This window comes from Paenibacillus mesotrionivorans, assembly GCF_046098205.1.
In the GTDB taxonomy this organism is placed as follows: domain Bacteria; phylum Bacillota; class Bacilli; order Paenibacillales; family NBRC-103111; genus Paenibacillus_AR; species Paenibacillus_AR mesotrionivorans.
The window spans coordinates 1-21,744 of record NZ_JBJURJ010000025.1 but is presented as its reverse complement, the minus strand read 5'-3'; the positions used below and the strand labels follow the sequence as shown (position 1 = coordinate 21,744).

Sequence of the window (21,744 nt, the reverse complement as noted above, 5' to 3'; positions counted from 1 at the left end):
ATCCTTATACGGTTTTAGCTTGGGCGAGAGTTATAATACGAGTATAGTATAATTTTTGGAGGAGTGGTAATCCGATGCGCAAGCGTTTTCCCCCTATCAGTGACAAGCTCCCGGTTTTTATGCACGGAGCCGATTATAACCCGGACCAATGGCAGCATGACCCCCACGTGCTGGAGGAGGACATCCGGCTGATGAAGCTGGCCCATTGCAATGTGATGTCCGTTGCCATTTTTGCCTGGAGCGCCTTGGAGCCGGAGGAGGGCCGTTTTGATTTTGGCTGGCTGGACCGGGTGCTGGACCGTTTTGCCGAGGAGGGAATCTTCGCTTGGCTGGCCACGCCCACAGGCGCCCGTCCCACTTGGATGTCCCATCAGTATCCCGAGGTGCTGCGGGTAGGCGCCAACCGGGTGCGCAACCTCCACGGCATGCGTCATAACCACTGCTATAGCTCACCTGTCTATCGGGAAAAAACGGCCATCATGAACGCCAAATTGGCGGAACGCTACGCGCATCATCCTGCTGTTGTGGGCTGGCATATCTCCAACGAACTGGGCGGCGATTGCCACTGTCCGTATTGCCAGGAGGCTTTCCGGCTTTGGCTCCAAAAGAAATACGGCTCGCTTGAGGCTCTGAATCTAGCCTGGTGGACCAGCTTCTGGTCCCATACCTATACGGATTGGGCCCAGGTGGAATCCCCAGCACCCCACGGAGAGCGGATGGTGCACGGACAGAATCTGGACTGGAAGCGGTTTGTCACCGATCAGACGATCAAATTTTATATGCATGAGCTTGAGCCTTTGCGTAAGGTGAACCCGGAGCTGCCTGCCACAGCCAATCTGATGGATCTGTTCGAGGGGCTGGATTACCGCAAGCTGGCCAAGGTGCTGGACGTGGTCTCCTGGGATGCGTACCCCACCTGGCATCAGCCGCCGGATGAGCTGGGGCAGGCGGTCCATTTCGCTTTTAACCACGATCTGTTCCGCAGCCTCAAGCATAAACCCTTTATGCTGATGGAAAGCACGCCTTCCCTGACCAACTGGCAGGCGGTGAGCAAGCTGAAGAAGCCGGGGATGCACCGGCTGTCCTCTCTTCAGGCGGTTGCGCATGGCTCGGAAACGGTTCAATATTTCCAATGGCGCAAAAGCCGCGGCTCCAGCGAAAAGTTCCATGGTGCCGTTGTCGACCATGTAGGGCATGAGCATACCCGGGTGTTCCGGGATGTGGCGGAGCTGGGCGAAACTCTGGAGGGGCTCCACGAGGTGCTGGGCACAAGCACTGACGCCAAGGTGGCGATAATGTTCGATTGGGATAACCGGTGGGCGGTGAAGGATGCACAAGGGCCGCGGAATATGGGCATCCACTACGAAAACACCGTGATCCAGCATTACCGTGCCTTCTGGGAGCTGGGGATTCCAGCGGACATCGTGGGACCGGAGGATGATCTAACGGGCTACAAGCTTGTGGCCGCTCCCATGTTGTATCTTTGCACGCAGGAAACGGGGGAAAAGCTGGAGCGTTTTGTCCGGGATGGGGGGATGTTGGCGTCCACCTACTGGTCGGGCATTGTGGATGAGCATGATCTGTGCCATCTGGGAGGTTTCCCGGGTCCGCTACGGAAAGTGCTGGGCATCTGGGCGGAGGAAATGGACGCTCTTTATGACGGGGAGCAAAATGGAATTGTGCTGCAGCCTTCCTCGGCGGGAGTCTTGCCTGGACTGGCGGAGGAATACGATTCCGTGCAGCTGTGCGAGCTGGTCCACGCAGAAACCGCGGAGGTGCTGGGGGTGTACCGGGATGATTTTTATGCCGGACGGCCTGCGCTGACGGTGAACAAGTTAGGTCAAGGCCGGGCTTATTACCTGGCGACCCGGGCTGCTGACCCCTTCTACCGTGACTACTACCAGGCGCTGTGCCGTGAGGCGGGGGTGGAGCCGCTGCTGCCGGCTCTGCCCGAAGGTGTCTCCGTTCAGGCCCGTTCCAGCGAAACGGAGGAGTACCTGTTTGTGATGAACTTCAACGGCACGGTCCGTCAGGTTATGCTGGACCAGCAGACCTACCGGGATGTAGAAAGTGGGGAGACGCTCCGCGGCGGCAGCCTGGAGCTTTCCGCATACGGCGTGCGGATCCTGGCGCGGCAGGTGCAGGGTAAGTAAGCGCAGGTTCGTGCGACAAGGTACATGCTCCGGCTCCAGCCTTTTCCTGCGGGAAGGGACTGGAGCTTTTTTGTATTAACCCAACCCGGAGAAGCCCAGGCGACCAGTCTGGGTGGCAAGTTTAGTACCAGTCTGGCGAACGGTTGGGAAGACGCAAATTGGGACGGAGAATTCGCCGCGTGTAGGTGTAACGGAAATATGCGACGCTTAGCGCCCAAAATCCGGATGGTTTCCGTTCTAACGGAACCAGGAGACCGTTAGCCGGAGCAGAACGGCCCTTTGAGCCGAATTTTTTACTCTAAGAGTCGCTCCGTTCCGTTAGCGGCCCAGCAAGCCCATTTTCCTGCTCTAAGAGTCGCAGAGTTCCGTTAGCGCCAGGGGGATGTTCCCTGCAAATCTGCCTTGATTTCTGCGGCAGATTTGATAGACTTCACCTTAGAGCTCCGCAATGTTGCTTGAAGGGGGGATACGATGGCGCTGCGCACCAAACCATTTACGTCCATCCGCGGAAAGCTGATGGTGGCGTTTTTGTTTTTTGTGATCATCCCCACCCTGCTCATCTTCTGGAGCTACGCCCGCTCGTCCAAGGAGGCGGTAGCCAAAGGTGTCTACTCCGCCAACCAGGAGCTGGTGGACCGTTCCGCCCAATCCGCTAACGATGTGGCCGGCCGAATGATTAAAGCGCTCTCATTATTGGAGCTGGATTTGCAGGAATATTATGGAGACGGCATTTCCGATTGGACCACCGATTACGGGAACTATTACAAGGTTGCCACCTTGCAAAAACGGATGTCCACCATCCGCGACCTGCTCCTGGATTCCGGTTCCTTTCTTATTTTCTCCGATTTTAAGGAGCTGGCCGTTTCCACGCTGAATACCTTTGATATGATACAAAATTTTACAGTTTTCCAGGAAGAATCCTGGTATCTTCAGGGAAAGGAAAACAAGGGTTTTCCCCAATGGTTCCTCCCGTTCCTGCTGGACCGCAAGATCGGGTATACGGGAACCGGTCAGGAGGGTGGGTATCTGGCTCTGTCCCGTTCCATCCATGATCCCAAGGTCACCTACGATTTTGGCGTGGCCCTCATCGGCGTACCCGTGGAAACCGCCTTTGCCCAATCCTCTGCCAGACAGGACGGACTGCTTCCCCAACTGCTGCTCTGGGACGGCCGCCATACGGTCAGCGATTCCCAGGGAAACAAGGTCATCGAGCTGAGCGGCGCCGAATTGACCGAGCTGCAAGGGGACCCCCAGACCATTAAGCATCTGCGCGACGCAAACGGCCAGCTGTATATGGTCAATGTGTCGGAAATCCCCGAGCTGGGCATGTCCATTCTGCGTCCGGTCCCGGAGAAGCAATTTCTCGAGGATCTGGAGAAGCGGATGAACCGCTCGGTCTTTTCCATTTTGGCCGTATTCAGTGTGGGTATTCTAATCTTCGTGCTGTTCCTGATCCGGTTCACCAGCCCCATCGCCGCTTTGCTCCGCTCCATGAAGCAGGTGGGGGCCGGAGATTTCCGCACGTCGGTGCAGGTGAAGGGGAACGACGAAATCGCCCTTCTGGGCAATAATTTTAACCGCATGGTTACCCGCTTGTCAGAGCTCGTTAAGCGGCTGGAGGAGGAGCAAAGGCTGAAGGAGGAGGCCAACTTCCAGTCTCTGCAGGCCCAGATCAACCCCCATTTTTTGTTTAACACACTGAACTCCATCAAGCTGATGGCCATGCTGTCCAACACCAACCGCAATGTCAGCAATATGATAACCGCCTTGGGCAAGCTGCTGGAATTCTCCATGAAGTTCAACCAGCGGTTTGTGACCCTGGGACAGGAGCTGGAGTATCTGGAGCTGTATATGGCCCTCCAGAAAATTCGCTTCCAGGACCAGATCGACATTGAAGCCCGGGTTCCGGAGGAATTAAAGGAGATGTACGTGCTGAAATTCAGCCTCCAGCCGCTGGTGGAGAACAGCATTGTCCACGGAGGCAAGCTGCCCTTGCATATTGCCATCCATGCGGAAGCCGAGGACGGAGAGCTCCGGGTATTCATCCGGGATGACGGTAACGGAGTCACAGAGGAGCAGCTGGCTGAGATCATGGACAGGCTGGAGCAATCCCATGCCCAATACAGCGGCATCGGCATTTCCAATGTGGACCGGCGGATCAGGCTGTACTTCGGGACAGGCTACGGCGTCACCCTGCGCCGGGTGGACAGCGGAGGCCTGGAGGCCATCATCACATTTCCCCTGCGGAAGGAGGCACCCTGATGACACGAATTTTGATTGTGGACGACGAAATGCTAGTCCGGCTGTCCCTGAAAACCCTGATCCCCTGGCAGGAGCACGGCTTTGAGATTGTGGGCGAGGCCAGGGATGGGAAGGAGGCGCTGGAGCTGCTGGAAAAGGATCCCTGCCACATCGTTCTGACGGATATCCGCATGCCCGATATGGACGGGCTGGAGCTGATTTCCCGCATCCGCGAAAAATGGCCGTTTACCCGCTGCCTGATTTTGTCCAATCACAACGACTTTGAGTATGTGCAGAAGGCGCTGCGGCTGGGGGCAGTGGATTATCTGCTGAAGCTGGCCTGGGTGCCGGAGGAGCTTCTTGCGAAGTGCAAACGGCTGCAATCCGAATTCCGCCAGGAAGAGGAGGAGAAGCATCGGACCGCCTTCCGGCTGGAGCGGCTTTCCCGGGAAGCCCGGGAGAAGCTGCTGCGGGATTTGCTGACCAAATATACCAGCAGGCTGGAATTGGCCAATGCCCTGAAGGGGCTTGAATTCGGCTTCGACACCTCCCGCTTCCGGGTGGCGGCGGTGGCTATTGACCGGTACGAGCAGGTGCTGGAGGAGGACCGTTACCAGAGTGAGCAGCTGCTGAATTACACGGTCGTCAACATTTTGAACGAAATGGTCCGCAAAAATGGCGGTGGTGAGCTGGTGGAGGTAGGAGGCGGGCGCTTTGCCCTGCTGTCCTCGGCTGTGACGGAGGGTCTGTTAAAGCAGCTGCAGCAGGTGGCGGAGACCTATGCCAAGGTCACCCTGAGCTTTGGGGTTTCCCGGGAGTGCAGGGAGATGCAGGGGCTGCACCATGCCTTTGCGGAGGCGGGAGAGATGCTGGAGAAGCGGTTTTTCCGGGGCGGCGGAACGATATTAACCGCCGATGCCCCGCCCCGCCGGGCCACATCGGAGCCGGTCCGGCTGGGAGCAGCCAATGCGGCAGGCTGGCTGAAGCTGTTTGAAGTCCGGCAGACGGATGCAATTCTGCAGGAGCTTGCCGTTTGGCACAGCCAATGGGTAGAAGCGGAGGAGCTGACGCCTGCGGAGGTGCGGGATGAATGGCTCCATCTGCTGGTGCTGCTGAACAGCTCCCTGGAATCCGCCGGCAAGGATATTTATTCGGTGCCCGCCTATCTGGACCAGTACCCCTTCGAGGTGATCCGCACCAGCGAAACCCTCTCCGGCATTTATGAATGGTTCGCAGGCTGGCTCGCGCAAACCATGGCCTATGTGAAGGAAGCCGCCGGGGCTAGGCTGCGCCCGGAAATCCAGGCGGTGCTGGACATCATCCACGAGGAGTACCACACCCAGCTGAAGGTGTCCGACATTGCCCGGCGGGTGGGGTTTGCCGAGAACTATCTGAGTGTGCTGTTCCGCAAGGAAACCGGGGAGAAGATTGTGGACACGCTGACTGCCGTCCGTATGAAAAAAGCCCGGGCGCTCCTGCTGGATCCCGGACTCAAAATCTACGAAATATCGGAAATGGTGGGATATACGGATTCCACCCATTTCAGCAAATATTTTAAGAAAATCGAAGGGGTCTTTCCTCTGGAATTTCGGAAAATGGCGTTGGGCAAATAATCCGGGCAACCCGGATACAGGAAAGCGGGGCGGCGGACGGAAGGTCCTGCAGTGCCGCTTTTCTGTTTTTTTCGAAGGAATTCACGGCTTTTGCTGAGATTATGCCATCGTGACGGCGGTCAACCTCCCCTATACTGGTAATGAGGGGAGATGAGACTAGTGAATTGGACGTACCGTTCGAAAGAAAACATGGCGGGGTATTTGTTTATCCTGCCCAATCTTCTGGGTTTTGCAGTTTTTATATTATTGCCCCTGGTATTCAGCCTGATTCTGGTTTTTACGGACTGGAACTATCTGAAGGGGCTGGAGGGACTGGTTTTTACCGGCTTGGACAACATCAAGAGGGTGCTGCAGGATGAGCTGGTGCTGAAATCACTGAAGAACAATGTGATTTTCTCCGCCGTCAGCGTACCGCTGGCCATGCTCCTGGGGCTTGTATTCGCCACAGCGTTGAACAAATATGTGTATATGAAAAGCCTGGTGCGGACGCTGATTTTTCTGCCGTATATGAGCAGTCTGGTGGCCGTTTCCGTTGTCTGGCGGGTGCTGTACAACCCTTCCCAGGGTCCGATCAACGCCTTCCTGCGATCCATCGGTTGGGAGAATCCGCCGGGCTGGCTGTCCAGTCCCCAATACGCCCTGTTCGCCGTTATCGTCATGGCTGTCTGGACGTACATCGGCTACGCCATGGTGCTATATCTGGCAGGGCTTCAGGGCATCTCCAAGGATTTGTACGAAGCCTCGGAGATCGACGGGGCCACCGGGCTGCAGCGGTTTCTCTCCATTACCGTTCCGCTTCTGAAGCCCACCAGCTTCCTGATTGCCATCACCCTGATCATCGCCTCCTTCCAGGTATTCGCCTCCGTACAGGTGATGACCAACGGCGGACCGATGAAATCCACCTTCGTCCTGGCTCTCCACATTTATACGGAGGCGTTTGAATTTAAGCATATGAGCTATGCGGCGACGGTATCCTGGGTGCTGTTCCTGATGATTTTTGTAGTAACCATGATCCAGTGGAGGGGGCAGAAAAAATGGCAGGATCAGTTCTGACCGAAAAAAGGCCGCTGGTCCGGGCCATTTCCCAGCCGGAGCGGCAGCGTCTCGTCAAGCTCGTGTTGACCCTTGTCTTCCTCGGTGTGGGCATTCTGATGGTGCTTCCCTTCCTGTGGATGATCTCCGCCTCCTTCAAAAACTCGGCGGATATTTTCAAGTATCCCATAGAGTGGATTCCGAAAAGCTGGAACTGGACCAACTACCAGCAGGTGTGGACGGGCAGGGCGTCCTTTGCCATCTTTTATCAGAATTCGATCAAAATCACCTTCTTCCAGGTGCTGGGCTCCCTGGTAACCAGCTCTCTGGCGGGTTTCGCCTTCGCCAAGCTGAACTTCAAGTTTAAGGAAGGTATCTTCCTCCTTTACCTGGCCACCATGATTATTCCGCCACAGGTGCTGTTTGTTCCGCGTTTTATCCTGTTCGACCAATTGGGGCTGGTGAACACCCATCTGGCGATTATTCTGCCGGGGATGTTTACGGTATTGGGCACCTTTATTATGCGGCAATTCTTCAGCACCCTGCCCAATGAGCTGCTGGAGGCCAGCAAGGTGGACGGTGCGGGCTACTGGCGGATGTACTGGCAGATCTGTCTGCCGCTGACCAAACCCGCGCTGGTTACCCTCCTGATCCTGACCTTCACCTGGCACTGGAACGAATACGAGAATCCGTTGATTTTGCTCCGGGACCAGAAATTATTTACGATTCCCCTGGGACTCACCAGTTATATGGATGAAAACGGCACAAACTATCCCTTGATCATGGCAGCCTCCTGCTCGGCGCTGCTGCCTCTTATCGCCATCGTCTCCATCTGCCAGCGCTGGTTTGTGGAGGGGATCGCCAGCACCGGGCTGAAGGGCTGAGTTGCTTCCAACGGTTTCACAGACATTCATCAAATATATTTTGAGGGGGATTATGTATGAAAAAGTTTGTACCGTTCACCCTGGCCACACTTCTGGTGTCGTCGGCTATACTGGGCGCCTGCGGCAAGGATGAAGGCGGGGCACAGAGCAATGGCAGCGCAGCTCCTGCCGGCTCGCCCGCCGCCAGCTCCGCCGCCAAACCCTCGGAGCCGGTGAAGCTCCGCTTCTGGGGAGGGGTGCCGCCGGAATCCGGACCGCAGACCGTAATCGACAAGTGGAACCAGGCCAACAAGGACATTCAGGTGGAATATATCCGCTTCGTCAATGACGAGCAGGGCAATACCAAGCTGGATACCGCTCTCCTGTCCACCAACGATGCCCCTGATCTCTATGTATCCTACAGCGCTGCCAATGTGGACCGCCGCACCAAGGCAGGTATGGCCGAGCCGCTGGAGGAACTGATGGCGAAGGCCAATTTTAACGTAGAAGAGGTTATTGGAACCGGCAATATCATGAAGTCCGGCGGCAAAATCCATTACCTGCCGGCGGCGGTCAGCCCGCAGATTGTCCTGTTCAACAAGGCCTCTCTGGATGCGGTGGGAGAGAAGGTGCCCACTACAGGCTGGACGTGGGATGATTTTGCCGCCCTTGCCAAAAAGATGAACAAACCCGGCCAATACGGCGCCTTCTTTATCCCCGGCTGGGAGCCGATTGCGTATGATATGTCCATCACCGCCAAACCTACGGATGTGTATTACGGCGATGACGGCTTGTCCACCTTTATGTCGCTGCCCTCCTTCAAGAAGGGGCTGGAGCTGCAAAAATCCCTGATCGATGCCAAAGCTACCTATCCGTATGCGGAAGCAGCCACCAACAAGCTGCAGCCGCAGGATGAGCTGCTTAACGGAAAGGCCGCCATGGTCTTCACCGGCACGTATTTGATCCGGTACGTCAAGGATGACAAGGCGTATCCCAACCGCAACTTCCAGGTTTCCTTCGCTCCGATTCCGCAGTATGAGCGGGGAACCAAGGTGAATTCCGGCGGCCCCGGAGACTTCATGTCCATCAACCCGAAAAGCGCCAATAAGGAAGCGGCCATGAAGTTCCTGGCTTGGTATCTGACCGAGGGCAACCAGGATATGATTCCCGGCGGACGGATTCCCTCCAACAAAAAGGCCGATATGAACAAAATCGCCGACCAGCTGATCGGAGATGCAGGCAAATATTTTGACAAGGAATCCTTGGTCAGCACTTTGAAGGCAGATGTGACTTACCGGGTGTTCAGCAAAACCACCGCCCAGCCAGAAATCCGCAAGGCCTTTATGGAGGAGGCGGAAAGGTACTTCCTGAACGCCCAGTCTGTTGATAAAGCGCTGGAAAATATGAAGAAGCGGGCCGACGAAGCCATCAAAGCGGCCAAGTAGCCGCCTGCCGCTTGGACCCAGCTATTTTGCAAAGGAGAGATTGCCATGATCTATGATGTCATTGTAGTCGGAGGTGGGATCGCGGGAGCGGTTGCCGCCATCGCCTCTGCCCGGACCGGAGCCAATACGCTCCTGGTGGAGCAATACGGATTTTTGGGCGGACAGCTGACCACAGCGGGTGTGGGGCCAATGATGACCTTCCATGCCGGGGAAAAGCTGGCGGTGCAGGGCATTACCGATGAGCTGATCCGCAGGATGCAGGAGCATGGCAAAAGCCCCGGCCATATCTATGATACCACCGGCTACACCTACTCCGTGACCCCCTTCGACGCGGAAGGGATGAAGCATGAGCTGGAGATGATGCTCCTGGAAAGCGGCGGCCGCATCCTGTACCATACCATGCTGGCGGGGGTGGAGACGGAGAACGGCCGGATTACGGCCATCCGGATCTGCAATAAAGCGGGCATCAGCGAGCTGCAGGCCAAGGTGTTTGTGGACGGCAGCGGCGATGCTGACTTGTCCGCTTGGGCGGGGGTGGAGTTTATCAAGGGCCGCCAGCTGGACGGAGCCTGCCAGCCCATGACCATGAATGTGAAGGTTCGCAATGTGGATATAGCCAAGGTAAAGGACTATATTAAAGCCCATAATGAGGAATTTCCCCGGCTCAAAGGGGATTTGGAGATCGTGGACCGCTCTCCCCGGCTGTCTATTGGCGGTTTTGTGGTGACCTTTCAGGAGGCGCTGGATAAGGGGGAGCTGAATTTTGAACGCAAGGAGCTGCTTCTGTTCGAAACCAACAATCCCGGCGAGGTGATTGTTAATTCCACCCGGGTAGTGGGCCGTGACGGTACGGACCCTTGGGATTTGTCCTACGCGGAGATCGAGGGCAGGCGGCAGGTACGGGAGATAGAAACCTTCCTGAAGAAGCGGGTCGCCGGCTTCGAGGAGTGTATTATTGATTATTCAGGGCCAAAAATCGGCGTCCGCAGCTCCCGTCATATTCAAGGGGAATATGTGCTCACCCTGGAGGATCTCGTACATTGCGTGAGGTTTGACGATGTGATTGCACATGGCGGGTATCCGGTAGATATTCATCCCCCCAAGGAGGATGAGGCCCACAAGAAGCTGCGGGCGCAAATTTCCGGCATCGGGCATTTCCGCAAAGGGGAAACCTATAGTATTCCCTTCCGCTCCCTGATAAACCGCCAGGTAAAAAATCTGATTACGGTGGGACGCTGCATTTCCACCACCTTCGAAGCACAGGGCGCCATTCGGGTGACCCCCATTGCCGGAGCCATCGGCCATGCAGGCGGGGCGGCGGCAGGACTGGCAGCCCGGCAGGAGGCGGATTTTACCGCTTTGGATGTGAAGGCGGTGCAGGCGCTTCTGCAGGAGCAGGGAGCGTATTTGGAGGTATAGCAGGCACCTCATAAAGGCGAAGTGACAGCTCTGCCGGATCTGGAGACTTGGGAACTGCGAGGAAAGGAGTCCGTTTTCCCGCAGTTTCCTGCCCGGACCGGCGGGGCTTCTTTGGTGTTGCAGTTCCGGATGCGGGTGCCGGATGGATTCCATTATTGAATAGGGGGATTGATTATGTTTGCTCTTTCCTGGAAATATGTAAGCGTTTTATTGATTGTTGCTTTATTGGTGGCGCTGCTTGCACCCATACAATCAAAGCTGGCTTATGCGGCAGATGAGTTTGATACTCTCAGAGTGAAATGGAAGGAGCTGCTTGCCGGAGATTCGTCCTACAGCAGCGCAGACCCGGATATTGCCGCTCAGGTGGCGGCGATTACCGCCAAGGCTCAAGCCAATTGGTACAGTATGAGCAAAACTCCCGGGGACTACCTGTGGAGCGATTTGGCCAACCCTACCGCCTCCGCCCAAATAACCAGCGCCTATACACGGCTGAAGGAAATGGCGCTTGCTTATGCCACCCATACTTCATCGCTATATAACAGCGCAGCGTTAAAGGAGGATATCATCCTGGGACTGGATTGGATGCACCAGAACCGCTACAACCAGACCAAGGCTCAATCCGGCAACTGGTGGGATTGGCAGATCGGCGCCCCGCTCCGGCTGCTGGAGACGGTGGTGCTTGTTTACCCGGAGCTGACTGCCGCTCAAATCACCAATTATATGAACGCCGTGGAAAAGTTCACGCCCTCCGTAGGCAACTCCACAGGCGCTAACCGGGTGTGGATGGCAACGGTTGTAGGGGTGCGGGGAGTGATTGTGAAGAACAGCACCAAGGTAGCCGCCGCCCGCAACGCCCTCAGCCAGGTATTCGATTATGTCACCTCCGGTGACGGGTATTATGAGGATGGCTCCTTTATTCAGCATAAATATTACTCCTATAACGGCGGGTACGGCAGTGCGCTTCTGGGGGATACGGCCAACCTGATTTATCTGCTGAACGGATCCACTTGGGCGGTAACCGATCCGGATGTGTCCAATGTGTACAAGTGGGTGTACGATTCCTACGAGCCCTTCGTGTATAAAGGGGCCTTGATGGATATGACCCGCGGGCGGGAAATTGCCCGGGAGGCGGGCCAGGATCACGAGAAGGGAGCACGTCTGATCCAGTTTATTGTCCGGCTGTCCAGCTTCGCTCCCGCTGCCGATGCGGCAGCCTACAAAAGGATGGTTAAGTATTGGATTCAAGAGGATACCTACAGAAGCTTCTATGAGGAATGCCCTCTGCCTATTCTCGTTTTGGCCAAGAGTATCATGAATGATCCTGCCGTCACACCCCGGGGGGAACTGGTTGCCAACAAACCCTTCAACAGTATGGACCGAGCCGTCCATCTCCGGCCCGGCTTCGGCTTTGCGGTGAGCATGTCCTCCAGCCGCATCGCCAATTATGAATCTATCAACGGGGAGAACAAAAAGGGCTGGTATACCGGCGAGTGAATGACGTATCTCTACAACGGGGACCTGGCCCAGTACAGCGGGGATTATTGGCCTACGGTCAATCCGTACCGACTGCCGGGCACCACGGTGGATACCATGACCCGGGCGGACAGCTCCGGGCAAGGCTACCGCAGCTCCGCCACCCTGGTGGGAGGGACGGAGATCCAGGGACTCTACGGCACCGCCGCCATGTCGCTGGACGGCTGGAGCAATAATCTGTGGGCCCGAAAGGCCTGGTTTATGTTCGATGACGAGGTAGTGGCCCTGGGTGCCGGCATCACCGATTCCGGTCAAACGGGCAACGGCTGGGACGGCACGCCGCGCAGGGTGGAGACGGTCGTTGAGAACCGCAAGCTGAACGCAAGCGGCAGCAATTCCCTTCTGGTCAACGGCAGCAATAAAACCGCCACACCCAGCTGGAGCCAATCCGGCGTCAGCTGGGCCCATCTGGCGGGGAGCGGGGCCGGGGCGGATATCGGCTACTTTTTCCCGGGAGGAGCGGTGGTGAAGGGGCTGCGGGAGGTGCGCACAGGAAGTTGGAGCTCCATCAATGTGAACGGCTCCACGGCTGGTGCGACGAATCATTATCAGCAGCTGTGGTTTGACCACGGCACCAATCCTACAGGAAGCAGCTACGCTTATGTGCTGCTTCCGGGCAAAACGCCGGCCCAGACAAGCAGCTATGCTGCAGATCCGGATATGTTGGTGCTGGAGAACTCCAACACTGCCCAGGCTGTATATGAGAAGCAGCTTGGGGTGACGGGGGCGGTGTTTTGGACGGACGGGCTGAAATGGATTCAGAAGGACGGGGTTAACCTTCTCTCCAGCAGTCAAAAGTCATCCGTGATGCTCCAGGAGACAGCAGGCAGTGTCGAAGTGGCGGTTTCCGATCCGACGCAACTGAACACCGGCACCGTGAGCATTGAGATCAACCGCAGCGCGGCAAGCCTGGCTGCAGCGGACCCGGGAGTAACCGTTACCCAACTGTCTCCCAACATTAAGCTTGAGGTGAATGTGAACGGAGCCAAAGGCCGGAGTTTCAAGGCGGCCTTTAATCTGAACGGACCTGCGGAGGTCATTGTGGACAACACGGAGGCACAGATTACAGGCGCATGGACGGCCTCCTCAGTGCTGCCCCATTATTACGGCTCCGACTATCTCTACAGCAATTCGGGGACTGGAGCAGATACGGTCAGATGGACTCCGGTGCTGCCGGAGGCGGGACGTTATACCGTTTATTACCGGCTGCCGGACGGCAATACGGGCCGTTCCACCAATGCCCCCTTCACCGTTTTTCATAACGGGGGAAGCACTCAGGTCCGGATTAATCAGCAGACGGTGCCGGGAGGAAGCTGGCTTTCCTTGGGAAGTTATGAGTTTCAGGCGGGGACCCAGGGATATGTGGAGCTGACGGACCAGGCCAACGGCACCTATGTGATCGCCGATGCAGTGAAGTTCGTGAAGCAGGAATAAAGCGGCTTTCCTGGGCAGAGTCCGGGAAAACCCCCTGTTCCGGCTGTCCTGTCCGCCATCCGCGGACAAATGGCGAAATGTGTTTGAACGGGCGGTTTCAAAGGTTGTGTAACCGGCGAGTTCTGATATAATAGGGAAAAAACAGCGGGGAGCAATCACCATGCATTTTGTCAGTACAAGAGGAAATGTGAAGAAAGCGGGCTTCATCGAGACCTTTCTGATGGGGCTTGGCGATGACGGCGGCCTGATGGTGCCTGACGCCATACCGTCCGTAAGCGCGGATACTCTGAAAGGTTGGGAGAAGCTTTCTTTTCAGGAGCTGATGCTGGAAATCTTCGGCCTGTTCACCAATGGTGAAATCCCCCGGGAGGACCTGAAAACGATCATAAACGACAGCTACAGCACCTTCCGCCACCCGGAGGTTACGCCGGTGAAGAAGCTGGATGACAGCTTGTATGTGCTGGAGCTGTTCCACGGCCCTACCTTTGCGTTTAAGGATATCGCCCTGCAGCTGATGGGCAATCTCTATGCGTATGTGTCCAAAACCCGCGGCGAAATCATCCATATTCTCGGCGCCACCTCAGGGGACACGGGGGCTTCGGCCATTGCCGGCGTCCGGGGCAAGGAAGGTATCCGTATCTGTATCCTGCATCCCCACGGCAAGGTCAGCAAGGTACAGGAGCTGCAGATGACCACGGTAGACGATCAGAATGTGCTGAATCTCTCCGTGGAGGGCAACTTCGACGACTGTCAGCGGATCATCAAGGAGATGTTCTCCGATCTGGAGCTGAAGGGCAAGTACCATCTGCGGGCCATCAATTCCATTAACTTTGTGCGTATTCTGGCTCAAACGGTGTACTACTTCTATGCGTATTTCCGCACGGTTGGCGCCGGCTCTGGCAAAACCGTCAGCTTCAGCGTACCCACAGGCAACTTCGGGGATATCTTCGCCGGTTATTTGGCCAAAAGAATGGGCTTGCCCGTTGGGCGGCTGCTGATTGCCACTAACGAGAACAATATCCTGGCCCGTTTCGTGAATGAAGGGATTTATGAGCCGGGTGCGTTCCGCACCACCTACAGCCCTTCCATGGATATCCAGATTGCCAGCAATTTCGAGCGGTACCTGTATTATATGTACAAAGAAAGCCCGGAGACCGTGCGCTTCCTGATGACCGCCTTCCAGAAGGAAGGGGCGATCCGGGTCAGCGGCAAGGATCTGGAGCAGGCCCAGGCGGATTTTGCAGCTTATGGCGTAGGCGGCTCCGAGTGTCTGGACACTATCCGCGGCGCCTGGGAGAAATATGCCTATCTGCTGGATCCCCACACCGCCTGCGGCGTAGCGGCCTATGAAGCGGTGGGCAAGGGCACCGATGAGATTTGTGTGGCTCTGGCCACCGCCCATCCGGCCAAGTTCGACGAGTCCGTGCGGCTGTGCGGCATTGAGCAGAGCTTCCCGCCGGAGATTGCCGGACTGTTCGAGAAGCCCCAGCACCAGAAGGTTGTGAAGCATTCCTATGGCCGGGTGCTGGAGGAAATCGAGGCGTTTTTGAAGTAAAGCTGGAGTTGGGGCGGGGACTTCCAAAGCTGATGAGCTAGGCTTCCGGGAGCGCGAAATGCAAAAGTGCAGTTATTTCCGCGGGCAAGGCTATCCGGCAGGGCTTATCCTGCAAGAATACATTTATTTTGCGGATTCAGCCCTTCCGGGGAGGTCACACCCCTAAATAACTGCACTTTTGCAGGATAACTCGTCCAACGCAGCGTATTGGCTGAAAATAACTGCACTTTTGCAGGATAGCGGGCTTCGTGATGTCTGCATACACTTTAGTAAGCAAGTGGATTGCAGCCTCGAAGTATTCGTTCAGATAAGAAAACACACGTACAGCTGAGAACACACATTCACTCTAGACACACACTTTCAGTCGAGAAACATACCTACAACCCTGATAACACAGCAAAACCCGCCGGAGCTTTGTCTCCAGCGGGTTTTGTCGCGTCCAGCTGCTTTTTTATGCCGCAAATAGATTCAGCTGTTGCTAATCCGAATTGATTCAGCTGTTACTAAGCCGAGTTAGATACAGCTGTTGCTAAGCTAAATACAGATTCAACTGCTGCTTACCGCAAGCCCAATTCATCTGCTTCCATCCTGCAAAAAAACTCAGCCCTGCTTGCGCGGCAGCCGGAAGGCGAAGGTGGTGCCTTCCCCAAGGGTGCTCTCCACCCGAATGTCGCCGCCATGGGCCTCGATCAGGGATTTGGAGATGGACAGCCCCAAGCCAGCGCCGCCAGAGCGGCGGGTACGGGAGGATTCGCTCCGGTAGAACCGGTCGAATACATGGGGCAGATGCTCCTCCGGAATGCCGGAGCCATTGTCGCGCACACTCAGCTCGGCCGTGTCCTTGTGGGCGGCCAGAATCAGCGAAATCCGGCCGGTGTCCGGATCGGTATGCTGGACCGCGTTGTGGAACAGATTCAGCACCACCTGCTTTATTTTGTCCGGATCATACAAACCTCTCACCTGAGGCTGCAAGGAGATGAGAATCTCCCGTTTGCCGGCCAGCATCCGCAGCTGGGGTTCCATTTCCCGAATTAATTCATCAAGGGAGGTATCCTTGAAGGTCAGCTGCGGCGCACGGTCCAGCTTAGCCAACAGCAGCAGATCCTCCACCAGTTTGTTGATGCGTTTGGATTCCCCATGCATGCTGGAGAGAGCGCTTTGGAGCTGCTCTGGTTTGTTCATGGCGCCGCGGAGCAGCACCTCCAGGAAGCCGTGGATGGAGGTCAGCGGGGTCCGCAGCTCATGGGAGGCATCCGCAATAAACCGGACCATCTGCTCCTTGGCCTCCCGTTCGGCCCGGAAGGAATCGTCCAGGCGGTGCAGCATGCCATTGAAGGAATTGGCCAATTGGTCAATTTCCTCCTGGCCTTGCCCGGTGGGAAGTCGTTCCTTCAAGGTCCCCGCATCCGTCCGCTGTACAGCGCTGACCATCCGTGACAGGGGCACCAGCGTACGCCGGATCACCGGCAAATACAAGCCGATGCCAGCCAGGAGCGCCGCCGCCGACAAAGCGGCAAAAATCATCAGCTGCTGCAGCACCGTATCATCCAGCGGTGCGGTAGGCATGCTCATTTGAATGAAGGTATCCCCCGCACGTCCCGGCGCACCCATGGTGGAGCGGAATACCACCAGCTGCTGGCCTGAGCCGCCGCTGCCGTCCACCACCCAATACTGGGGTTTGTTATGAGCCTGCACCTCCGCCAGAATCTTCGCATATTGCTCCTTGGAGATAGAGGGCATGGGGTGGCCCGCTTCCTCGGAGAGCCTGGTCACATTGCCATTCGCATCTACCACAGCCAAGGCTGTATCCGGCAAAAAAAAGTATGGACGCCGTCCATCCGCAGAACCCGGAGTCCGGGGCTGGTTGGCTGTGGCTTCATTTTCCCCGCTTTCCGGCGACGCAGAAGAATCCGCCGGTGAGGCCTGCGGGTTCTGCACCGCTCCACCTCCGCTGCTCCCGGACTGTTTGTCCGGCCGCTGGCCCTGGTTTTGCCTGTCCTTGCGCTCGGGCATGGGATCGGCGCCCACAAGTTCCCGGGGCACCGAGTTCATTTGGGTGAACATGGCCTCCGCCTGATTTTTGTAGAGAAAATTCTTCATGAACCAATACTGGAACACCCCGATGGACAAAAGCAGCACCGCCATAATCAATAGGGAACGGGTAACCAGCTGGTAGCGCAGGGATTGGGGGACAGCCAGCCTGCGCAGCCGTTGAGCCAGGGTATTCATGGCAGATCAACCCGGTATCCCGAACCCCGGAGCGTCCGGATCAGCTTATGCTCCTTATCCTCCAATTTCTCCCGGAGAGAGCGGATATACACCTCTACAATGTTCTCCTCCCCGCCGAAATCATAGCCCCAAACCGAATCCAAAATCTTCGCTTTGCTCAGCACAATGCCGTGGTTAATGACCAGGTAGTGCAGCAGCTCATACTCCGTGGGAGACAGCTCCAGAACCTGTCCCCGGTAGCTGATCTCCTTGCGCCGGTCGTCCAGCCGGAAGGGCCCCTGGTTCACCTCACCCAGCAGGCTCGGGAACTGGTTGCGCAATCTGGCGTGAATCCGGGCCAGCAGTTCCTCGAAGCTGAAGGGTTTGACCAGGTAATCGTCGGCACCCAGCCCCAGCCCCTTCACCCGGTCTTCGATTTCATCCTTGGCGGTGAGCATGATGATGGCGGCATTGATTCCGGTTTTGCGCATCATCCGGCAGGCTTCGAACCCGTCCATTCCGGGCATCATCACATCGAGTATCACCACCTGGGGCTGAAAATCAGCGGCTGTAGTCACCGCCATCAGCCCGTCAGGGGCAGTCCGGATATCAAACCCTTCATTCACCAGCCCCAGCTCAAGAAATTGCAGGATATGCGGCTCATCATCCACAAGCAGTATTTTGACACCTTTGGTCATTTTCATCGGCGGTCTCTCCTAAGCGTAAATTCTCATCTTTTCCTATAGGCAGGGATTATTCTTACATTATAAAAGCATTAGCTGAAGATTGTCTGAAGAGCTGCTGAAGCTGTGCTGAACAGCGCGGCATTGGGGGAACCCAAAGGATTTTCAGGCAACATTCAGCCTGCCTTCATGACGGCTTCAGATAAAAAGAGGAGAATAGAAAACAATCAGCACCAACATTATATCAGAACCTTTTGCGGCTATTTCAAAAAAGAAGGGCGGGGACGGTATGCAGTGGTTTCGCAAAACCCAAGGGGATCTTCCGCTGGCGCTTATCGCCTTGCTTGCGGCTTTCCTGAACGGCTACGGCATCTGGAACGAGCAATACGCCAACTCCTACTACACGGCTGCTGTGGCCAGCATGCTGCAGAGCTTCCACAATTTCTTCTACGGCTCCTTCGACCCCGGCGGATTCGTAACGGTGGACAAACCTCCGGTAGTCTTCTGGCTTCAAACAGCCAGTGCCGCCTTGTTCGGCGTCCATGGCTGGAGTGTGATCCTGCCGCAAGCGCTGGCGGGGGTAGGTTCAGTGCTTATTCTGTATGCAATGGTCAAGCCAACCTTCGGCATAGGGGCAGCCCGGATGGCCGCATTGGCATTGGCGTGTACGCCCATCGCCGCGGCAGTAAGCCGGACCAACAATATCGACAGTATGCTGGTGTTTACTCTCTTGGCAGCAGCCTGGCTGTTGTTTCGCGGCGTCCGCAGAAGCAATTTATGGCTGCTGGCGGCAGCCTTTGCCGTTGTGGGACTGGGCTTTAATATGAAGATGCTGCAAGCCTATCTGGTGCTGCCGGCGTTTTATCTGTGTTATTGGATCGGATACCGCGTCCATTGGCCAAAAAGATTGGCAGGTTTGGCTGCGGTAACGGCGGCGCTGGTGATGGTGTCACTCTCCTGGCCCCTGATCGTGGATATGGTGCCGGCGGATAAACGGCCGTATGTGGGCAGCAGTCAAACGAACTCCGTGCTGGAATTGGCCTTTGGCTACAACGGCGTTTCCCGGCTGACCGGCGACGGGGGCCAAGAAGGCGGCGCAGATGGCGGAAACGGCGGCCGGGGCGGTGACGGTATGCAGCTGCCGCAAACCGGACAATCCGGACAAGGCTCCGGGCAGGCTCCCCAGAACGGACGGACCCAGCCGAACGCTGCCCGGACGCAGCAGGACGGACAGCTCCGTCAGGATGGGAACCAACGCCCGCAGCAAGGAGATCAAACGCCGCCTGACGCAGGAGGCCAGCTGCCCCAGGATGGCCTGATGAACCGGGGAGACGGCGGCGGCCAAGGTGGTGGCATGTTCGGCACCGGCACCAAAGGAGTGTTCCGGCTGTTCCAGAAGGAGCTGTCCGGTCAGGCCAGCTGGCTGATCCCTTTTGCATTCGTAGGAGCCGCAGGAGTGCTGGTTAGTGTGCGGAGAAAACAGGTGACTCCCGCCCACAAGGAAACCCTCTTCTGGCTGGCGTGGCTATTTCCCGGAATGATATTCTTCAGCATTGCCGGATTCTTCCACCATTATTATCTGATTATGCTGGCGCCGCCTCTTGCAGCCTTGACCGGGGCAGGCTGGATGGAGCTGTGGCGCAGATACCGTGAGAATGCGGGCTGGACTGCCTGGCTTTTCCCTGCTGCAATAGCGTCTACAGCCGCACTCCAATGGTATTTCGTACATCCGTACGACAAGCAGATAGGAAGCGGATGGTCCTTCGTCATTGCCGCCGCCGGAGGAACAGCAGCCGGTTTTCTGATCCTGGCGAAGCTCCTGCGCAAAGCCGTGCCGGCGGCAGCAGCCGTGCTGGCCTTCATGGTGCTCCTCATTGGCCCGTTGTATTGGTCCGCCACACCAATCACCTACGGCCAGAGCGCCCAGCTGCCCCAAGCGGGACCGGACACCTCCAGCCGTTTCGGCGGAGGAGACGGGGGAGGAAGAGGGGGCGGCACATCCACGGTGGATGAAGGGCTGTATCACTATCTTTTGCAGCACCAAAACGGAGAGACCTTCCTGTTTGCCACAACCCGTTATAATACGGCAGTTCCCTATATTATCGAAAAAGGTGCGGCGGTGATGGCCATGGGCGGTTACTCCGGATCAGACCCCATACTGACGGCAGAATCCCTTGGAGCCATGGTGGCCGAAGGAAAAGTGAAGTATTTCCTGATCTCCAATAGCGGCGGGCCGGGAGGAGGGAATTCGGCTTTGACGGCATGGATTGCCTCCCACGGCAAGGCCATCCCGGAGAGCAAATATGGCGGCAGCAGCGGAACCTTGTACGAGGTGACTCTAGAATCTGAAGGAGGATGAGCCGTATGGCAGGAACGCCCCGTTATTCCATTGTAATTCCCATGTATAACGAGGAGGAGGTCATCGAGGAAACATACCGCCGTTTGAAAATGGCGATGAGCACAGTCGGCGAATCCTACGAGCTGTTGTTTGTGAATGATGGCAGCCGGGACAGATGTGCGGAGATGATCCGGGAATACGCCTTCTGGGACAGCAACGTCCGGCTTCTGGAATTTTCCCGGAATTTCGGGCATCAGGTGGCAGTCACCGCCGGAATGGACCATGCAGCGGGAGATGCGGTGATCCTGATTGATGCGGACCTGCAGGATCCGCCCGAGCTGATTCCCTCAATGATCGCCAAGTGGAAGGAAGGATATGACGTTGTATATGCAAAGCGGCTCAGACGCAAGGGGGAAACCTGGTTCAAGCGGGCCACCGCCAGCGCCTTCTACCGGGTGCTGCGTGCTTGTACGGACACTCCGATTCCGGTAGACACCGGGGATTTCAGGCTGATGGACCGGAAGGTTGTTGCGGAAATGAGCCGTCTGACCGAGAAGAACCGTTTTGTCCGGGGGTTGGTCAGTTGGGTAGGCTTTCAACAGACCGCCATCGAATATGAACGGGATGAACGGCTGGCTGGAGAGACCAAATATCCCCTTCGCAAAATGATCAAGCTGTGCCTGGACGGAATCACCTCCTTCTCCGCCAAGCCGCTGAAGCTGGCCGGATATGCGGGAGCGCTGCTGTCTGCAGCGGGTTTTGTTTATCTGGCCTACATTCTGTGTCTGGCCATGTTTACGGACCGGGCGGTTAAAGGCTGGACCTCCCTGATGGGGATAACCCTGCTGCTGGATGGGGTTATCCTGCTGATGATAGGGATTCTGGGAGAATATGTGGGACGGATTTACGAGGAAAGCAAAAACCGTCCTTTATATATCCTAAAAGACAGCGTCTCCCAGGAAAAAAAGCAGGAGCCGGTTCGCTATCGTGCTGCCGAGAATCAATAAAAGCACCTCATTTATACCTAATGAATCTGTCACATGCTATTTCGCGAAAAATGGGCCATATAAAAATCTAACGAATCTGTTACACACTATTCGCCAGTTGGAGGGACTTTTCGGCGTCCTTTCGGACAAATAGCGCTGCTGAGATTCGTTGCTATGAACGTTTTTGTCAAGCCCTCCGGTTTAGCAGGGTCGGAGCACGTGGCGCGGGAGCAAATAAACG

13 protein-coding genes and 1 pseudogene are annotated in these 21,744 nt (G+C 56.5%); 12 read left to right on the top strand and 2 right to left on the bottom strand.

What is annotated here, in order from left to right; all coding sequences use genetic code 11:
* Positions 1-74 precede the first annotated feature (74 nt).
* The 10 genes and pseudogenes from ACI1P1_RS27430 to thrC all read left to right on the top strand — a co-directional run bounded on the left by ACI1P1_RS27430 (position 75) and on the right by thrC (position 15,288).
* On the top strand, positions 75-2,153 hold the full coding sequence (locus ACI1P1_RS27430) for a beta-galactosidase (RefSeq protein WP_416219742.1): 2,079 nt from the start codon (positions 75-77) through the stop codon (positions 2,151-2,153).
* A gap of 471 nt (positions 2,154-2,624) precedes the next feature.
* The gene (locus ACI1P1_RS27425; protein WP_416219741.1) at positions 2,625-4,415 is read left to right on the top strand and encodes a sensor histidine kinase; all 1,791 of its coding nucleotides are present in this window, start codon (positions 2,625-2,627) and stop codon (positions 4,413-4,415) included.
* Entirely contained in the window at positions 4,415-6,007 is a 1,593-nt protein-coding gene (locus ACI1P1_RS27420; protein ID WP_416219740.1) for a response regulator transcription factor, read from the top strand. The genes ACI1P1_RS27425 and ACI1P1_RS27420 overlap by 1 nt, the downstream gene beginning before the upstream one ends.
* A gap of 159 nt (positions 6,008-6,166) precedes the next feature.
* Positions 6,167-7,060, top strand: coding sequence for a carbohydrate ABC transporter permease (locus ACI1P1_RS27415; protein WP_416219738.1), 894 nt, complete (start codon positions 6,167-6,169; stop codon positions 7,058-7,060).
* Positions 7,042-7,923, top strand: coding sequence for a carbohydrate ABC transporter permease (locus ACI1P1_RS27410; RefSeq protein WP_416219737.1), 882 nt, complete (start codon positions 7,042-7,044; stop codon positions 7,921-7,923). Before ACI1P1_RS27415 ends, ACI1P1_RS27410 begins: the two co-directional genes overlap by 19 nt.
* A 56-nt stretch (positions 7,924-7,979) precedes the next feature.
* Positions 7,980-9,347, top strand: a complete 1,368-nt coding sequence (locus ACI1P1_RS27405; protein WP_416219736.1) for an ABC transporter substrate-binding protein — start codon at positions 7,980-7,982, stop codon at positions 9,345-9,347.
* Between the two features lie 45 nt (positions 9,348-9,392).
* Positions 9,393-10,766 carry an FAD-dependent oxidoreductase gene (locus ACI1P1_RS27400; RefSeq protein ID WP_416219735.1) on the top strand — a complete coding sequence of 458 codons (1,374 nt, stop codon included), beginning with the start codon at positions 9,393-9,395 and terminating at the stop codon, positions 10,764-10,766.
* 174 nt (positions 10,767-10,940) lie between these two features.
* A pseudogene (locus ACI1P1_RS27395) lies at positions 10,941-12,908 on the top strand (polysaccharide lyase 8 family protein); the annotation flags it as partial.
* Positions 12,909-12,959: 51 nt separating this feature from the next.
* Complete coding sequence (locus ACI1P1_RS27390; protein WP_416219805.1) at positions 12,960-13,733, top strand: golvesin C-terminal-like domain-containing protein; 774 nt, start codon at positions 12,960-12,962, stop codon at positions 13,731-13,733.
* Between the two features lie 160 nt (positions 13,734-13,893).
* On the top strand, positions 13,894-15,288 hold the full coding sequence (gene thrC, locus ACI1P1_RS27385; RefSeq protein WP_416219734.1) for a threonine synthase: 1,395 nt from the start codon (positions 13,894-13,896) through the stop codon (positions 15,286-15,288).
* Positions 15,289-15,888: 600 nt separating this feature from the next.
* Here the strand turns inward: thrC and ACI1P1_RS27380 are convergent.
* Together ACI1P1_RS27380 and ACI1P1_RS27375 are read right to left on the bottom strand one after the other, a co-directional pair.
* Positions 15,889-17,517, bottom strand: coding sequence for a sensor histidine kinase (locus tag ACI1P1_RS27380; protein WP_416219733.1), 1,629 nt, complete (start codon positions 17,515-17,517; stop codon positions 15,889-15,891).
* Positions 17,514-18,200: a response regulator transcription factor gene (locus ACI1P1_RS27375; RefSeq protein WP_416219732.1), complete on the bottom strand. Its 687-nt coding sequence runs from the start codon at positions 18,198-18,200 to the stop codon at positions 17,514-17,516. The genes ACI1P1_RS27380 and ACI1P1_RS27375 overlap by 4 nt, the downstream gene beginning before the upstream one ends.
* Positions 18,201-18,468: 268 nt before the next feature.
* Between ACI1P1_RS27375 and ACI1P1_RS27370 the strand changes: the two genes are divergently transcribed.
* Both ACI1P1_RS27370 and ACI1P1_RS27365 read left to right on the top strand, forming a co-directional pair.
* Positions 18,469-20,538 (top strand): glycosyltransferase family 39 protein, encoded by a 2,070-nt coding sequence (locus tag ACI1P1_RS27370; RefSeq protein WP_416219731.1) that lies wholly within the window; start codon positions 18,469-18,471, stop codon positions 20,536-20,538.
* A 5-nt stretch (positions 20,539-20,543) separates the two neighbouring features.
* Entirely contained in the window at positions 20,544-21,524 is a 981-nt protein-coding gene (locus tag ACI1P1_RS27365) for a glycosyltransferase family 2 protein (RefSeq protein ID WP_416219730.1), read from the top strand.
* Positions 21,525-21,744 lie beyond the last annotated feature (220 nt).

What these genes read in the sequence shown, in the direction of transcription:
- ACI1P1_RS27375 (WP_416219732.1), bottom strand. Translation starts at nt 18,200, where the DNA reads ATGAAAATGACCAAAGGTGTCAAAATACTGCTTGTGGATGATGAGCCG.
- ACI1P1_RS27370 (WP_416219731.1), top strand. Translation starts at nt 18,469, where the DNA reads ATGCAGTGGTTTCGCAAAACCCAAGGGGATCTTCCGCTGGCGCTTATC.
- ACI1P1_RS27430 (WP_416219742.1), top strand. Translation starts at nt 75, where the DNA reads ATGCGCAAGCGTTTTCCCCCTATCAGTGACAAGCTCCCGGTTTTTATG.
- ACI1P1_RS27410 (WP_416219737.1), top strand. Translation starts at nt 7,042, where the DNA reads ATGGCAGGATCAGTTCTGACCGAAAAAAGGCCGCTGGTCCGGGCCATT.
- thrC (WP_416219734.1), top strand. Translation starts at nt 13,894, where the DNA reads ATGCATTTTGTCAGTACAAGAGGAAATGTGAAGAAAGCGGGCTTCATC.
- ACI1P1_RS27380 (WP_416219733.1), bottom strand. Translation starts at nt 17,517, where the DNA reads ATGAATACCCTGGCTCAACGGCTGCGCAGGCTGGCTGTCCCCCAATCC.
- ACI1P1_RS27365 (WP_416219730.1), top strand. Translation starts at nt 20,544, where the DNA reads ATGGCAGGAACGCCCCGTTATTCCATTGTAATTCCCATGTATAACGAG.
- ACI1P1_RS27420 (WP_416219740.1), top strand. Translation starts at nt 4,415, where the DNA reads ATGACACGAATTTTGATTGTGGACGACGAAATGCTAGTCCGGCTGTCC.
- ACI1P1_RS27390 (WP_416219805.1), top strand. Translation starts at nt 12,960, where the DNA reads ATGTTGGTGCTGGAGAACTCCAACACTGCCCAGGCTGTATATGAGAAG.
- ACI1P1_RS27405 (WP_416219736.1), top strand. Translation starts at nt 7,980, where the DNA reads ATGAAAAAGTTTGTACCGTTCACCCTGGCCACACTTCTGGTGTCGTCG.
- ACI1P1_RS27400 (WP_416219735.1), top strand. Translation starts at nt 9,393, where the DNA reads ATGATCTATGATGTCATTGTAGTCGGAGGTGGGATCGCGGGAGCGGTT.
- ACI1P1_RS27425 (WP_416219741.1), top strand. Translation starts at nt 2,625, where the DNA reads ATGGCGCTGCGCACCAAACCATTTACGTCCATCCGCGGAAAGCTGATG.